This is a genomic window from Proteus hauseri ATCC 700826 (assembly GCF_001654965.1).
Classification (GTDB): Bacteria; Pseudomonadota; Gammaproteobacteria; order Enterobacterales; family Enterobacteriaceae; genus Proteus; species Proteus hauseri.
This window is the reverse complement of sequence record NZ_LXEV01000016.1, coordinates 76401-92711: the sequence shown is the minus strand read 5'-3', so window position 1 is coordinate 92711 and position 16311 is coordinate 76401. Positions and strand designations below refer to the sequence as shown.

13 protein-coding genes are annotated in these 16311 nt (G+C 36.5%); 11 read left to right on the top strand and 2 right to left on the bottom strand.

What is annotated here, in order from left to right; genetic code table 11:
* The first annotated feature begins 14 nt into the window (after positions 1–14).
* The 11 genes from M997_RS04980 to ydhT all read left to right on the top strand — a co-directional run bounded on the left by M997_RS04980 (position 15) and on the right by ydhT (position 13055).
* Positions 15–779: a fimbrial biogenesis chaperone gene (locus tag M997_RS04980; RefSeq protein WP_064719011.1), complete on the top strand. Its 765-nt coding sequence runs from the start codon at positions 15–17 to the stop codon at positions 777–779.
* A gap of 31 nt (positions 780–810) precedes the next feature.
* Positions 811–3249: a fimbria/pilus outer membrane usher protein gene (locus tag M997_RS04975; protein WP_064719010.1), complete on the top strand. Its 2439-nt coding sequence runs from the start codon at positions 811–813 to the stop codon at positions 3247–3249.
* A gap of 14 nt (positions 3250–3263) precedes the next feature.
* Complete coding sequence (afaD, locus tag M997_RS04970) at positions 3264–3719, top strand: AfaD family invasin (protein ID WP_064719009.1); 456 nt, start codon at positions 3264–3266, stop codon at positions 3717–3719.
* 165 nt (positions 3720–3884) lie between these two features.
* Positions 3885–4400, top strand: a complete 516-nt coding sequence (locus M997_RS04965) for a hypothetical protein (protein WP_064719008.1) — start codon at positions 3885–3887, stop codon at positions 4398–4400.
* Positions 4401–4638: 238 nt separating this feature from the next.
* Complete coding sequence (ggt, locus tag M997_RS04960; protein ID WP_192876368.1) at positions 4639–6399, top strand: gamma-glutamyltransferase; 1761 nt, start codon at positions 4639–4641, stop codon at positions 6397–6399.
* A gap of 618 nt (positions 6400–7017) precedes the next feature.
* On the top strand, positions 7018–7647 hold the full coding sequence (locus tag M997_RS04955; RefSeq protein ID WP_064719006.1) for a ferredoxin-like protein: 630 nt from the start codon (positions 7018–7020) through the stop codon (positions 7645–7647).
* A 55-nt stretch (positions 7648–7702) separates the two neighbouring features.
* On the top strand, positions 7703–9805 hold the full coding sequence (locus M997_RS04950; RefSeq protein ID WP_064719005.1) for an aldehyde ferredoxin oxidoreductase: 2103 nt from the start codon (positions 7703–7705) through the stop codon (positions 9803–9805).
* A 22-nt stretch (positions 9806–9827) separates the two neighbouring features.
* The gene (locus M997_RS04945; RefSeq protein WP_239994677.1) at positions 9828–10538 is read left to right on the top strand and encodes a YdhW family putative oxidoreductase system protein; all 711 of its coding nucleotides are present in this window, start codon (positions 9828–9830) and stop codon (positions 10536–10538) included.
* A gap of 69 nt (positions 10539–10607) precedes the next feature.
* Complete coding sequence (locus M997_RS04940) at positions 10608–11279, top strand: 4Fe-4S dicluster domain-containing protein (protein ID WP_064719002.1); 672 nt, start codon at positions 10608–10610, stop codon at positions 11277–11279.
* Positions 11276–12073 carry a thiosulfate reductase cytochrome B subunit gene (gene phsC, locus M997_RS04935; RefSeq protein WP_064719000.1) on the top strand — a complete coding sequence of 266 codons (798 nt, stop codon included), beginning with the start codon at positions 11276–11278 and terminating at the stop codon, positions 12071–12073. Before M997_RS04940 ends, phsC begins: the two co-directional genes overlap by 4 nt.
* Before the next feature lie 13 nt (positions 12074–12086).
* Positions 12087–13055 carry a protein YdhT gene (gene ydhT / locus M997_RS04930; protein WP_064718998.1) on the top strand — a complete coding sequence of 323 codons (969 nt, stop codon included), beginning with the start codon at positions 12087–12089 and terminating at the stop codon, positions 13053–13055.
* 87 nt (positions 13056–13142) lie between these two features.
* On the opposite strand, the gene brnQ is transcribed toward ydhT, so the two are convergent.
* Positions 13143–14480, bottom strand: coding sequence for a branched-chain amino acid transport system II carrier protein (gene brnQ / locus M997_RS04925; RefSeq protein WP_064718996.1), 1338 nt, complete (start codon positions 14478–14480; stop codon positions 13143–13145).
* 502 nt (positions 14481–14982) lie between these two features.
* Entirely contained in the window at positions 14983–16290 is a 1308-nt protein-coding gene (gene phoR, locus M997_RS04920; RefSeq protein WP_064718995.1) for a phosphate regulon sensor histidine kinase PhoR, read from the bottom strand.
* Between the last annotated feature and the right edge of the window lie 21 nt (positions 16291–16311).

Here is a 16311-nt window from a genome sequence, read left to right as displayed (position 1 = left end):
AAGAAGACTTTAAAATGAATATAAAAACAAAATTTTTGTTATCTCTTTTGCTATCAATTTTTTCTATTAATGCTGTATCAGAAGAAATAAATAATGATATAAATCTTAATAAAAAAGAGTTTCGCTTAAAATTAGGTGCTTCTCGCGTTATCTATAACAGTGAAGATAAAAAAGGAACTTCTCTTACAATTTATAATGAGCAAGATTATCCAATCCTCGCTCAAGTTTATGTCTTAGATGAAAATAGAAATAAAAAAGACAATAATTTTATCCTAACACCACCATTAGTAAAATTAGAGGCTAATCAACAAAGTAGAATACGTATTATTGATACCGATTACAATAAATCTGAAAAAATTGAAACATTAAATTGGTTATGTGCACTTGGTGTTCCTCCTAAAGAAGCCGATAATTGGGTTGATAATAAAACTAAAGAAACGCTAGATAAAGCCAATATTAACTTTCAAGTTAGTGTAACGAGCTGTATTAAATTATTAACACGTCCCCCCTCTTTAAAAGGGGCATCTGAAAACTTTGCCAATCATCTACAATGGAAAGTAGAAAATGATAAGATTGAAGTAAGAAATCCTTCACCTTATTATATTAATTTTGACTCTATCTATATTAATGATAGACAAGTTAATTATGCTGGATATATTCCTCCATTAGGTTCTAAAGAATATCCAATTATAAATAAGAGTAATATTTATAATATAAAATGGAGTGTCATCACTGATTTTGGTGGCATAACAGAAAAGTATACTCAATCTATTAGATAGTCTATAAACTAACAGATAATAGAGGTTTTCTGTGCGAATAAACAAATCAACATTAATAATAATATCATTAAGCTATGCAGTTACCTCTTATGCGGACAGCTATACTTTTGATAAAAATTTTTTCAACAGTTCTATCAATGACATTGATTTAGCTAATATTGAAAATGATAAAAAACAACCAGGGAATTATTTATTTGATATCTATCTAAATAATCAAATTGTTGATATAAAAGAAGTTGAACTAAGGGAAATAAATAATAAATTAACACCTTGTTTATCATCACAACAGCTAGAAAATTACGGTGTTAATATAAAAAAACTAGGTATATCAAAAACAAATTGTGCAGATTTATCTAAAATACCTTATATTATAACTAATGTTATTTTTAGTGAGCAAAAATTAAATATTTCCATACCGCAAATATATCTAGATAACAAAGAAAAAGGATATATTGCAGCAAGAAATTTATGGAACAATGGCATTAATGCGTTTATTTTAAATTATAACGCAATGGTAAATAATATATCAGGAGATAATTATAGTAATAACTTTTCTTATTTTCAGCTTTCTCCAAGAATTAATTTAGGTGCTTGGCGTTTTTATAATCAAACAAACTGGAATAAAAACAAGAATAATAATGGTAAATGGGAAAATGTATATAACTATGCTGAAAGAGCAATTAATAGCATAAATAGCCGGGTTACATTAGGTGATAGTAGTACACCAAGCGAAATATTTAATAGTGTTCCTTTTCGTGGTGTCATGTTGGCAAAAGATGACAGTATGATCGCTAGTATACAAAGCCAGTTCTCACCAACAATACGAGGAATAGCCCGTACACAAGCTATTGTTGAAGTAAAACAAAATAATTTTACTGTTTATAAAACCTCTGTTGCTGCTGGTCCCTTTGAATTAAGTGATTTTTTACCAACAAGTTCTAACGGAATTTTAGAAGTCACTGTTTATGAGTCCGATGGGAGTGAACAATATTTTACAGTACCATTTAATAAGCCAGCTATTGCTGTCAGAGAAGGATATCTAAATTACCATACGATGCTAGGAGAATATCGTCCAACAAATAGCCGTATTGATAAAGCTGCGATAGTACAAGGAAGTGCAATTTACGGATTGCCTTGGAATATGACCATATTAGGTGGTTTTCAAGGTGCTAAAAATTATCAATCTATTGCTTTAGGTGTTGGGAGTGATCTTGGAAATATCGGTGCTATCTCTATTGATGCTATAGCAAGTCATTCGCAGAAAAAAAATCAAGACACGCAGTCTGGTGCCGCTTGGCGATTACAATATAGTAAGGCGCTATTAGCAACGAATACCATGATAGCTTTATCAAGTTACCAATATGCATCACCAGGATTTAACGATATTAATAATGTACTTGATACCTATCAGGATGATGATTATACGACGCTTCAAACAAAAAATTATACAACGCTTTCTTTAATACAAAGTTTTAAGAGTTTAGGTAATTTTACTTTATCAGGTAGCAAACGAAAATTTTATAATAATAGTAATGAAACCAGTTATTCTGCTAGCTATTGGTATGGATGGAAATATGCTTCTCTTTCACTGAGTTTAGCGAAAACGAATACAATACGTAATAATAAAAAAGAGTCAGATAATATTTTTAATTTACAACTAAGTATCCCGCTAGAAAGATTAACGAATACAGATACAACTTTAAGATATCAAACAATATCAAATAAAAATGGCTCAGATAGTAATCTTATTGATTTAGCAGGCTCAGCATATGATCACCAATTAAATTGGAATATTAGCCAAAATCTCTATTCTGATAGTGATTCAAATACCAGTTCACTGGGATTAGGTTGGACAGGTACTTATGGAAAAGTAACTAGTAACTATAGCTATAATAAAAATGTAACACAAAAAGGCGCAGCAATTTCTGGTGGCTTTATTGCTTCTGAAAATAATGTAACTTTTAGCCAAACAATTGGTAATACGGCAGCATTAATAGAGGCTCCACATGTTACAGGTAGTCAGGTTAATAGTTATCCTGGTTTACATACCGACTTTAAAGGAAATGCTGTTTTATCTAATTTAACACCTTATCAAGTGAATGTTGTCTCCATTGATCCTACAACATTGCCTGATAATGTAGAATTACCACAAACAGATATGAAAGTTATTCCGACAAAAGGGGCAATTATTAATACTCAATTTACTACAAGAGTAGGTGAACGAGTCTTAATAAATATAAACACACACAATAATAAAAAGATTAGTTTTGGTTCAATTGTTAAGCTTGAAAATAACACCAATATTATGGGTATTGTAAACGATAACTCTCAAGTATATTTATCAGGATTACCTGAAAAAGGAACATTAGTTTTATACTCTGGTAAAGAACAATGTAATTTATATTATAATTTAAAAGATAAAGAAAATAACAATGGTATTTATCATTTAACATTAACATGTCAGTCATAATAATGAGATTAAAAATGTCTTTATTTAAAAAACATATAATATCAAATTTAAAGAAAACTATATTTATTTCACTAGGATTATATTTACCTTTCTCTTATAGTTACGCACAGCAATTAATTTTTGATATTAGTATAAATAATAAAAATTTATCAGGATATTACTCAGATGGAACTGTTATTGGTTATGGCATGATATCTCACCTAGATGAACATAAAGGATTTTTGATTAGTACTAATCAAAGAAAATTGTCTATAACAGAAAACAACATCATTATTACAGGAAAAACAAACATCAATAATACAATCAATATAAAAATAGCAGGTAATAATTGGAGAACAGACGAGGACAATAATTTTATTTTAATTACTAAAGAGAAAGAGGCTTACTTCCAATTAATTTTAAATGGAGAACAATATATAAAACCAGATAAATATAATATTTCATTAAATGGAGCATATATTATAAAATAATATTAATTAAAAAAATCAACATTATCTTTAAGTCAATAATTAATCTTATTATTTATTTAAATAACAAGCTATATATTGTTTTTAAAATAATAATTAACTATGTAAATAGTAAATAATAAGGTTGGTTATTTATACCACCTATCATTAAATATTGGAGAATATAAATTGAAAACATTAACATTAAAAAATATCGTATTAGCATCAACTTTAGCAGTTATTTGTGGCTCAGCTAGCGCAGCTCAAACCGCTGTTTCTGATATCAAAACTGCAACTGCTGATATCATTTTTAGCTCAACAAGTACCATCACCCACACATTAACACCAGTGAAAGATCTTGTTGCAGGTAAAGTCGCAGATAAAACAACTGTTGCTAATGGTTCTGTTACTGGTGCAGATGCAAACAATTATGTTGCACTTCGTTTTACAGCAAATACCGCTGAGGATATCGACCCAATGCTAGGTAACTTTGCTACTCTTGTTGGCAAAAATAAAGATAACAAACTGCAATTAGCTCTTACCCCCGCAGTTGGTTCAAACTACAAAGCAGTACAAGTTGATAATGTTGCTTGGATGGCATTAGAAAAAGGTCAAAATGCTTATAAATTAGTTGTAAACAAAGAGCAAACAATAGCTGCTGATACTTATACAGCTTCTATTGATGCATTAGAAGTCGCAGAATAATTAAACAAATAAAAAATGGGGCTTTAAGCCCCTTTTTTTTATTCAATATGCCAACCAATCCTTATCTCCCCTCTTATTGCTTATTTTTAATTATCACATTAAAAAAAATTCACTTCATTTATCATCTCTTCCTATACTTATTGTTATCTAATTGTTAATTTTAATTAATTGCAGTGTGTTACTTCTTTTTTATTTTAAAAAAAACAAGCATAACTCACTGTTATTTATGGAGATAATGATGATTACAATAAAAAGAACACACCTGCTGTTACTCACCACCCTTTTTTCTCACTCACTCTATGCCGCTTATGAGCCTGCCGTTGAAGCACAGCATGGCATGGTTGTCTCTTCTCAACATTTAGCCTCTCAAGTAGGGAACGATATTTTACAAAAAGGGGGGAATGCGATAGATGCTGCCGTTGCCGTGGGTTATGCACAAGCGGTGGTCAATGCTTGTTGTGGCAATATTGGTGGTGGTGGCTTTATGACTATACACCTTGCTGATGGCACAAATACCTTTATAAATTTTAGAGAAACCGCCCCTGCTGCGGCTTCAAAAAATATGTATCTAGATAAAGAAGGTAATTTGATTAAAAATGCCAGTTTATATGGTTATCTTGCCTCTGGTGTGCCTGGTACAGTGAAAGGTCTTGATGCCGCATTGGAAAAATATGGCACCCTATCACGCCAAGAAGTGATGGCTCCTGCAATTAAGCTCGCTAGAGAAGGTTATATTTTAACCCGTGCTGATACTGACGTGTTGGAAACCACTACAGAACGATTTAGACAAGATCCTGGATCCGCAAAAATATTCTTAAGACCTGATGGCTCACCTTGGCAACCAGGTGATCGCCTTATTCAAACTGATTTAGCTAACACATTAGAATTAATCGCCAATCAAGGATCGGATCAGTTTTATCAAGGAGAGATCCCTCAAAAAGTAGAACAAGCCTCAAAGCAACACAATGGGATGCTCACTAAAGAAGATTTTGCTAATTTTACTATTACTGAAACCAAACCTATCACTTGTACCTATCGAGGCTATGAATTTATTTCAGCGCCGCCACCAAGTTCAGGGGGGATCACAATTTGTCAAACTCTCAATATCCTAGAAGGATACGATCTTAAATCGATGGGCTTTAACTCTGCTCAATATGTTCATACATTAACAGAAGCAATGCGTCACGCTTATATGGATAGAAATACCTTTCTTGGCGATCCACAATTTATTAAAAATCCAACAGAGAAACTACTCAGTAAAACCTATGCCACAGAAATCCGCCAACAAATCACGCCAAATAAAGCAACGCCTTCAGAAAATGTACAACCCGGGATCGCTCCTCACGAAAGTCCAGAAACGACTCACTATTCTGTTATAGATAAAGACGGAAATGCCGTTTCAACCACTTACACTATTAATGGACGTTTTGGTGCTGTCGTTATTGCTCCGGGAACAGGATTTTTCCTTAATAATGAAATGGATGATTTCACCACCAAAGTGGGTGAAAAAAATCTCTATGGATTAGTACAAGGTGAGCGTAACAGTATTGCACCATTAAAGCGTCCCCTATCATCAATGAGCCCAACTATTGTCACTAAAGAAGGCAAACCTTTCTTAGTATTAGGATCACCAGGTGGGTCACGTATTATTTCAATCACCTTACAAACCGCACTCAATATCATCGAATTTGGTATGCCACCACAAGAGGCCGTTAATAGCCCTCGGATCCATCATCAATGGCTACCCGATGAGGTTTACTACGAGCAACGTGGACTATCAAAAGATACATTAGAGCAGCTATCATCTATGGGATATAAAATGGTAGAACAAACGCCATGGGGTGCAGCTGAATTAATTATGGTTGGTATTCCTGGTGAAGAAGGTGTTATTCCAGCCTCGTCTGGTAATGATTCTGCCGTTTCTGGTGCTGTGCGTGAGGGTTACCTGTATGGCTCAAATGATGTGCGTCGCCCTGCGGGTAAAGCAGTCGGTTACTAATCACTAATCACTAATCACTAAATAACACTGACACAAGAAACCTTATTTGATTAGATAAGGTTTCTTTTTTTATAAAAATGATCTAGTCACGGTTTTACAATTAATTAATACATTATTTAATTAATAATTATCAATATTCGAATTAGGTAATATTTTTTATTTTAATCAAATGTCAATTTAGTATTTAAATAATAATATTTAATAAAAAATAAGAGCAAACTGCCTTTAATTTAATTTCAATAATAGAATATATATAAATAGTAGTTATTCTCTTTCGTAATTACAGATAAAAACAATAATCATTTAATTAAAATAATTTAATAACATTAATTATTTTTATTTCTATGATAACAATCACAGAATAAATTTTTTAATAACCACACTATCAGAAAGGATAATAAAAAATACGTAAAAAGTGGATATAACACATTGTAAATACAAATATTTAACATTTCATCACGGCGTATTTTTAATTATAAAAAAGTTGAAATCTATAATATATCTTCTATCTACATCGTTATTATGTTTTTTATATAACGGTAAGGCAAGCGGATAAAAAAAGAATTTATCATCACAACTTATTTCTTAATAAAATTAGTTAAGCGGAGATAAATATTAATGTCTGATAAACATCATCGTCCGATATTAGATCTCGGACTATCAAGACTAGAGTTTCTGCGAATATCCGGTAAAGGGCTGGCAGGGATAACAATAGCACCCGCATTGCTTTCTCTTTTAGGCTGTAAGCAAGAAGAAATAGACAGCGGCATTATTCAACTCACTACAACGCCTAAAGGCGTATTAGTGACTAATAGAGCCCGTTGTACAGGTTGTCACCGTTGTGAAACTGCTTGTACAACATGGAATGATGGTAGTGTTGGTTCATTTTTTTCTCGAACAAAAATACATCGTCATTTCTATTTTGGTGATAAAGGCATCGGTTCAGGCGGTGGTCTTTATGGCGATTTAAACTTTACCACGGATACTTGTCGCCAATGTAAAGATCCTGAATGTATGAAAGTCTGCCCTGTAAAAGCTATCCGTTATCAAGAAGAGTTCGGTTGTATTGTCGTTGATACGCGCCGCTGCATTGGCTGTGCTGCATGTACCACCGCTTGTCCGTGGATGATGGCAACCGTTAATCCACAAACTAAAAAATCCGGCAAATGCAATTTATGTGGTGAATGTGCATCAGCGTGCCCAACAGGTGCACTGCATATTATTGAATGGAAAGAAATTACCGTTTGATAACAACAAAATGCAATCACTTCACTGAACCACATTTAGATTAGGAAGCAATATTATGATTAACGGCTGGACTGGAAATATTCTAAGAATTAACTTAACTACCGGTGCCATATCCCGCGAAAGCTCAAGCAAATATAAATCACTGATAGGTGGTATGGGATTTGGCTATAAAATCATGTACGAAGAAGTCGCTCCCGGTGTTAAACCTTTTGACGAAGAGAACAAAGTTGTCTTTGCAGTAGGTCCTTTAACTGGCTCTGGTGCGCCTTGTAGTTCTCGCGTTAATATCACCTCACTTTCTACCTTTACGCGTGGCAACCTTGTTGTTGATGCCCATATGGGTGGTTTTTTTGCCGCATGGATGAAGTTTGCGGGCTACGACGCGCTGATCATTGAAGGTAAATCTGATAAACCCGTTTGGATCCATATCGACGATGATGAAGTTTCTATCGAAGATGCATCGTTCTTATGGGGCAAAGGTGTTCGTCAAACCACAGAAGAACTTTGTGCACAAACAAATCCAGAGGCTTGTGTTGCAGCAATAGGCCCTGCGGGTGAAAACTTAGTTCCGCTTTCAGGTATTATTAACAGCCGTAACCACAGTGGTGGCGCAGGTGTTGGCGCAATATTAGGTTCTAAACAATTAAAAGCGATAGTCGTTGAAGGAAGCCGTGGCGTTAACGTTGCAGATCGTAAAGCGTTAAAAGAGCTTAACGATTATATGATGACACAACTTATTGGCTCAAATAACAACCACGTTGTACCAAGCACACCACAATCATGGGCTGAATATTCTCATCCAGGTTCTCGCTGGACTGCACGCAAAGGGCTTTTCTGGGGTGCGGCTGAAGGCGGACCTATCGAAACGGGTGAAATTCCTCCTGGTGATATCAATACCGTTGGTTTTAGAACCATGAAATCCACCTTTGACCTGGGTCCTGAAGCTGAAGAATACACGGTCAAAATGGGAGGTTGCCACTCTTGTCCTATTCGTTGTATGGCGCAGCTTAATGTTCCACAAGCGAAAAAATTTGGTGTACCGCAAACTGGGGGTAATACCTGCGTTGCAAACTTTGTTCACACGACTATTTTCCCTAATGGCCCCGCAGATGTAGAAAAAAAAGGGGATGGCAACGTTGTGGGTAATCTGGTTGGGCTTAATATTTTTGATGATATGGGCTTATGGTGTAACTACGGCCAGCTTCATCGTGACTTCACTTATTGCTATACCCACGGTGTATTTAAACGCGTCCTTTCTGAAGAAGAATACAACGATATACCTTGGGATAAGCTCGAAGCAGGTAACCCTGAATTTATTAAAGATTTTTACTATCGCTTAGCACATCGCAAAGGGGAATTTAGCCACTTAGCCGATGGTTCATATCTTATCGCACAGCGCTGGAATTTAGGTGATGAGTACTGGAGCAACAAGAAAAACAAACTTTGGTCACCAATGGGATTCCCAATTCACCACGCTAACGAAGCCTCTGCGCAAGTAGGTTCTATCGTTAACTGCATGTTTAATCGCGATGCGATGACACATACCCATATCAACTACATTGGTAGTGGATTACCACTGAAATTACAAAAAGAGATCGCCGCAGAACTATTCGGTTCTGGTGATGCCTTTGACGAAACCAAAAACTACACCCCAATTAATAAAGCGAAAATTGCTTATACCAAATGGACACTATTACGTAGTTGCTTACACGATGCAGTCACACTATGTAACTGGGTATGGCCAATGACCGTATCACCACATAAAAGCCGTAACTATCGTGGTGATTTAGAAATGGAAGCAAAATTCTTTACTGCAATTACTGGCGAACCAACCACATCAAAAGATTTGGATTTAGCATCAGAACGTATTTTCACCTTACACCGTGCTTATACCGTTAAGCTGATGAATACCATGGATATGCGTAATGAGCATGACCAAATCTGTTCCTGGGTATTTGATAAAGATCCTGATATTCCTGTCTTTAATGAAGGCACAGACAAAATGGACAGAGAGGATATGCAACTCTCTCTCACCATGTTCTATGAAGAAATGGGCTGGGATCCACAATTAGGTTGTCCAACAAAAGCAACATTAGTTCGCCTTGGACTACAAGATGTTGCTGACGATTTAGCGTCTCGTGGTTTATTACCAAGTTAATAGGTAAAAGAAGGAGATCATGATGAGTAAACAAAGTGTATCGGCTTCTATACCACCAGATATCGCTGATGGTGATGTTTTAGTAGAACAACCAGATATTTCTCGTCGTCGTTGGCTACTGCCATTATCAGAACAAGGTGTTGGTTTATCACCCAATACCTGTACTGAGATAAATGAAGAAACACCGACAGAAGTATCTGAATTATCTGCTGAACAACATTTAGCGAATGCTATACGTCAATGTTCAAAGGAAGGTGAACTTTTAGCCATTTCAACGCTTTTTGAAGCGCCCTATTCGCTATCTGTTGAAGATATAGCGCAATTAAAAATAGCGTTAAATGGAGATGAGTTTATCGATATCGCCCATTTAAGTCTCAATGAACAAGATTATTTCTACTCAACTGAGTTTATGTCAGATAACTACGCACAGCTGCAATTGCTTAATCGCCACGCAGATATTTGCACCGCAATTGCAGGTGTTGTGCGCTTTGAGTGTGAAACTTACCCTCGTCCATTGAAACAGAGCATGTTGATGTCTGAGCCTTTTAAATATGCGGCTTCAGAGATTGAAGATGCACTGCTACTGATGAAAACCCATCCTGACTTTCAGGATATTCAGCAAATTTATGCCTCAAACGATGCACCCTATCTCTTTAGTAACAAGCTAATGAGTTATGGCAAAGCACGGGGCTTAACTGAATGGCTAGAGGTAGAACAATATGAAAATCCTTAATGTTGTTCCTACTTATAGCGCCAAAGTCCTGTGGGTATCACAACATCATCAGACAGAGGAGCAAAAATAATGCGTGTTTCTCGCCGTAAATTTGTAACAGGCATGGGATCGGTCATTTTTTTCAGTGCGCCACTAGGAAGTGCGCTAGCCGCAGCAGCAGAAAAAAAACCAATTCGCTATGCCATGATCCATGATGAAACGCTATGTAATGGCTGTAATATTTGCGCCACTGCATGTCGTCGACTAAATAAAGTCCCAACGGGAATGGCGCGTATGGATATCGCTCATATCCCATTGAGCCTAAAAGAAGATAACGACCAATATCACTTTTTTCGCCACTCTTGCCAACAATGTGAAGATGCACCTTGTATCACTGTTTGTCCTACTGGTGCATCTTGGCGTGATGAAACAAATGGCATTGTGCGCGTAGAAAAAGAAAAATGTATTGGTTGTAGCTACTGCATACCAGCATGTCCATATCAGGTTCGTTATCTTAATCCTGTCACTCATATCGCAGATAAATGTGATTTTTGCCTTGAATCGCGCTTACAAAAGGGATTTCCACCGATTTGTGTCAGTGCTTGTCCACAAAATGCGCTGTTATTTGGTAAAGAAGATAGCCCTCAAATTCAAGAGTGGCTCAAAACACATGATTACTATATCTATCAGTTAGATGGTGCAGGTAAACCACATCTCTATCGCCGTGTAGGGCCTCATGCACAAGAGGGGGGTAAAGTATGAGTGTCGTTAATATCATGCCAAATGCTGAGCAATTCCAAGCTAGCTTAAAAGAGTATGTCTTAATTTATACCCCTGACTATTTGCCGCTTTGGCTAATTGTTGCAGGCGTACTCTTTATCGGTATGCTTTTTGTGCTCGCGCTCCATGGTTTTTTACGCTATCGCTTTGCAACACCACAGGGTGAAGCCCATAAAGAAGAGCGGCTTTATCTTTATTCAAAAGCAGTTCGTTTATGGCACTGGAGTAATGCATCCTTATTTATTTTATTGCTCGTAAGCGGTGGCATTAATCACTTTGCCCTACTTTCGGCTCACGATACGGCATTACTCGTTAATGTACATGCTATTTGTGGTTATCTACTGTTAGTTTGTTGGTTAGCTTTTGTATTGATTAACCTTGTGGGCGGAAATGGTAAATTTTACCGTATTGACGGAAAAAACTGGATCCAACGTGCTTTAATGCAAACTCGTTTTTACCTCTATGGCATCATCAAAGGTGAAGACCACCCTTTCCCTGCAACAACTTGTGTAAAATTTAATCCATTACAACAAATGGCTTATTTAGGTGTGATGTACGGCTTAGTGCCGCTGTTATTGATTACAGGAGTTTTATTACAGCAACCTGAATTAATCCCAGCTGATGCCATCATGTTTAAAGCGTGGTTATTAATAGCGCATCAAATCTTAGCGGTTTGTAGTGTCTTTTTTATCTGTGGTCATCTTTATTTATGTACAACAGGTAGAACACCATTTCAAACATTCCGCAGCATGGTTGACGGCTATCATCGACACTAATTAAGGAGCTTATATGTCTGTACCTTCAGAGGAAAATATTACATTAACTAAACAAAACTTGCGCCAATTACGGGTTTCTACATCGCTATATCGCTGGTTTCTAAAATATTTTCCTGATGGAGGGACTTACAGTGCTATCCACACTGAATTGATAAAACAACGTCGTACAGAATGGATAGAAAGCCTGATCCAATATATTTATCTACGCCATTTTAGCAGTAGTTCCTTTGCCCAGCAGGAACAAGAAGTGATGGAAAACATCTTGTCCCTGTTAGGCAACGAACAGCAACAAGGTATTACACTACAACGATTACCTTATCATGCGAATCTTCCATCTTCGGAGAATATTCAATTTTCTACTGAATGGCATCAATTGGTGTTAAAAAGTCAGCAAATCAGTACTAGCTTAGCGCTATGTGGCAGCAATAATATCGTGGCTTTTTCTGGCGATGAAAACAGTATTGCTAATACAGGCTATGGTAATCAGCTAATGAATACCGGCTTTGCTGGCAAAATAAGTAATACCGGAAATCAGTGCCGAATTGGTAGTTTAGGTGGCCGCTCTCGTCTTTGTAATAGTGGAAATGATGTCAAAATTTACGCTTCAGGTAACGGTGTTCATATCGCTAATAGCGGTATGCGCAATTTTATCACCGCGTCTCAATCTCGAGCCAAAGTCACTAATACGGGTGATTTAGCACAAATTAAACTGCTGGGTGAAAATGCTATTGCAATCAATACCGGTGATAACTGCAAAATTACTGTTTCGGGTAACAATAGCATTTGTATTTCAACGGGAAGTATTCATCAATTTTGTCTAGGAAAAGGCGGCAGTGCAGTTATTGCTTATCACGATGGACAACGAACTCGCTTTAAAATTTTTTATGAAGGTGAAGATGGCATTATCGCGGGTATTCATTATTATTTAGATGAAAATCAACAAGCTATTTCAGATATAAAACAGGCCGCTACTTCGTTTTAAATCAGACTTCAAGCAAATATCATTAAGACAAATAAAAAAGGGAAACTCACGTTTCCCTTTTAGCTATTCAATTAAATAAATTATCGCTTACTTAGTCACTTCAGTATGAATAACTTTTTTTCTATTAGGGCCTGCAACTCGGTCGTAAATACCACACACAACGATAGTGACGAGCACTGGGATTAACCACGCTAAACCTTGCTCACTTAATGGTAATTTTGCCGCCCATTCTGGTAATAAATGCTTTAAGTGATCGGATGCTTTCATTGCATCAAAGATACCAAAAAACAGACTTACAGCCATTGCGGGTGCAATAATACGGCTTGAGTTATTCCATAAACGTAATGTGAAACTCATCAAGATAATCACAATACAAGGTGGATAAATCATGATCAGCACTGGAATTGAAAACTCAATTAACTTACTTAAACCTAAGTTTGAGACCACCGCAGAGAACACCGCTAGCACTAATACCAATGTACGGTAAGAAATGGGTAAGTAACGGCTAAAAAATTCGGCACAAGCACAGGTTAAACCAACCGCAGTAACCATACAGGCTAAGAAAATCAGCAACGCTAAGAAAAAGCTACCGAAGTTACCAAAAGTATACTGGACATAGGCATGAAGAATATCAGCACCATCTTGCGCGCCTGGGATAATGCTGCCACTTGCAGAGCCGAGTTTAAATAAACTCAAATAAATCCCTGTTAATAGCACACCAGCAATAATACCAGCCCACATTGTATAACGCGTCAGTAGCGATGAATTATCTATGCCACGAGAACGCGCAGCATTAACAATAACAATACCAAATACCATAGCACCCAGCGTATCCATAGTGAGATAGCCATTAATAAAACCTTGGGTAAATGCCATTTCTTGATAGGCTTGTGTGGCAGGAATTGGCGCACCCGCGGGCCAAAATATGGCAGCTAAACCTAATGCTGCGAGCGCTAAAATTTTAATCGGTGCGAGAATATGCCCAACACTATCAAGCAATTTTCCCGGATAAAGCGAAATACCGATAACAATTAGAAAGTAGACAACGCTATAAATCAGCAATGCTATTTCAGTATCACCGACTAAAGGGGCAATACCAACTTTAAAGGAAACTGTTGCGGTACGAGGTGTTGCAAAAAGGGGGCCTACTGCTAAGTAAGCAACTATCGCCAATAAAAGCCCCATTGGCTTACCGATAGGCGTGCTAAGTGCTTCAATTCCGCCGCCCACTTTTGCGAGTGCAACAACGGTTAATACAGGAAGGCCTACTCCTGTTATCAGAAAACCAAGTGCAGCAGTCCAAACAAATTCACCTGACTGCAAACCTACCATAGGAGGAAAAATGATATTTCCAGCACCAACAAACAGTGCAAATGTCATAAATCCTAATGCCAGAATATCTCTGGAAGTTAATCGATGTGCCATAAGTTTTGTTAATATATCGTTACAAGATTAGTCAAAATACATTAACAGCCAATTAGTTAATGCAACATAAAATCAACAATATCTATTTGAGCAAATACCATTGCTATTCAGGATAATATCCATAAATAATCATTTGATGCAGAGTAATTACGCTTTAAATAGAAAAAATCGCCGATAACAGGGTACAAGTAAAACTTTTATAATGAAAAAAGGCAATAGCCAATCAAAAAACCAGAATAATCATCCAAACTCTATTTCATAGATAGTTATTACTATCATATATCATCGAATATCCCCGATATGATTTGCGTATTTTTTCATCATTTATGCAAAATAAAATTTTCAATTAAAGTTCTTATTAATTAAAAATATTAAAATTTAACGCTACTATATTAAAATTTATTGATATTAAAACCCGCTATTATGAGCAGAAAAAAGCCTTTAAAACTTACGATATAAAGTAAGTGATAAAGGCTTTTTAGATACAAATTTGTATTCAGTGCTATTTGAGTTCAATGCTATTTTTAGCAGACAACAATGTTTGAGGTAAAATAAATGAGAAGGTACTTCCTCGGCCTACTTTACTCTCAATATTAAGTTGTGAATGATGATGCTGGAGCGATTTTTTAACTATTGCCAAACCTAATCCTGTTCCACCTGTATGACGAGAACGCGCTTTATCAACACGATAAAAACGTTCTGTTAAGCGCGTTAAATGCTCCGCACTAATCCCTTGTCCATTATCTGACACACTAAATAACATACCCTGTGGAATTTTCTTCCACTCGACATTAATTGTTGTGCCCTCGGGGGTATGATTGATAGCGTTATAAACTAAGTTAGAAACCGCGCTGCGTAATTGTTCCTCATTTCCTCGAACTGCCCAATGATTATCAATATTAAAGATAATATTATGCTGCCCTTGGCTTAATGAGTTTGCTTCTTGCTGTACTACAGACAAAATCGCCGGAATATCAACAACGGTATTTAAATCAATATGCGGGGCTGACTCAATGCGTGAAAGCTGTAAAAGCTGCTGAACCAAAAGATCCATACGCTTAGCTTGCTCTTGCATCGTCGAAATAGCTTTATGCTCTCTGGGATTTTCTACCGCCCCCTCTTCCATTACTTCAAGATAACCTTGAATAACGGTTAAAGGTGTTCGTAATTCATGACTCACATTAGCGAAAAAATCACGACGAGCATTTTCTAACTTGTTCTTTTCAGTAACGTCTCGAGCAACCATTAAGCGTTGATCTTCACTGTATGGCATGATCCTAAATTCAACAATAGAGCCATTATTAAGCGAGAGGGCTAAGGGACGGCTAAAATCAGCGACCGTAAAATAGTGCAAGAAATCAGGATAACGCAGTAAGTTAAAAATATTTTGCCCATTATCTTCAGGCCAACGAAACCCTAAAAGATGTTGTGCTAAGCTATTACACCAGAAAATATTACCTTCATTCGTCATCATCACAACCGCATCAGGCAAGCTTTCTGCGCCACTACGAAAACGCTTAATTAACTCACCTAACTCGCGACGACGCTTACGGTTACGCTGTTGTGTTTGCCGAATACCATAAAAAATAGGTTCCCAACCCCCTTTACCTTCTGGAGGTAATACTGACCTATCTAGCCATAGCCATTTAGATAATTTCAACAAATTATAAGCATGCCACACAAGTGCGCCAAGTAGCGATGCCACCAGCAACCAAGGAAGATGACCAATAAAAAGTGACAATATAAAGGCAGGTAAACAAAATAGACACAGCCCCCATACGAGGGCTTTCCACGATAATCGTTCTAACACCTGACAGTTACTCCCTTATTG

Excerpts from the sequence above, each read along its gene's own strand:
- M997_RS04980 (WP_064719011.1), top strand. The coding sequence starts at position 15 with ATGAATATAAAAACAAAATTTTTGTTATCTCTTTTGCTATCAATTTTT.
- afaD (WP_064719009.1), top strand. The coding sequence starts at position 3,264 with ATGTCTTTATTTAAAAAACATATAATATCAAATTTAAAGAAAACTATA.
- ggt (WP_192876368.1), top strand. The coding sequence starts at position 4,639 with ATGATTACAATAAAAAGAACACACCTGCTGTTACTCACCACCCTTTTT.
- M997_RS04955 (WP_064719006.1), top strand. The coding sequence starts at position 7,018 with ATGTCTGATAAACATCATCGTCCGATATTAGATCTCGGACTATCAAGA.
- M997_RS04950 (WP_064719005.1), top strand. The coding sequence starts at position 7,703 with ATGATTAACGGCTGGACTGGAAATATTCTAAGAATTAACTTAACTACC.
- M997_RS04945 (WP_239994677.1), top strand. The coding sequence starts at position 9,828 with ATGAGTAAACAAAGTGTATCGGCTTCTATACCACCAGATATCGCTGAT.
- M997_RS04940 (WP_064719002.1), top strand. The coding sequence starts at position 10,608 with ATGCGTGTTTCTCGCCGTAAATTTGTAACAGGCATGGGATCGGTCATT.
- phsC (WP_064719000.1), top strand. The coding sequence starts at position 11,276 with ATGAGTGTCGTTAATATCATGCCAAATGCTGAGCAATTCCAAGCTAGC.
- ydhT (WP_064718998.1), top strand. The coding sequence starts at position 12,087 with ATGTCTGTACCTTCAGAGGAAAATATTACATTAACTAAACAAAACTTG.
- brnQ (WP_064718996.1), bottom strand. The coding sequence starts at position 14,480 with ATGGCACATCGATTAACTTCCAGAGATATTCTGGCATTAGGATTTATG.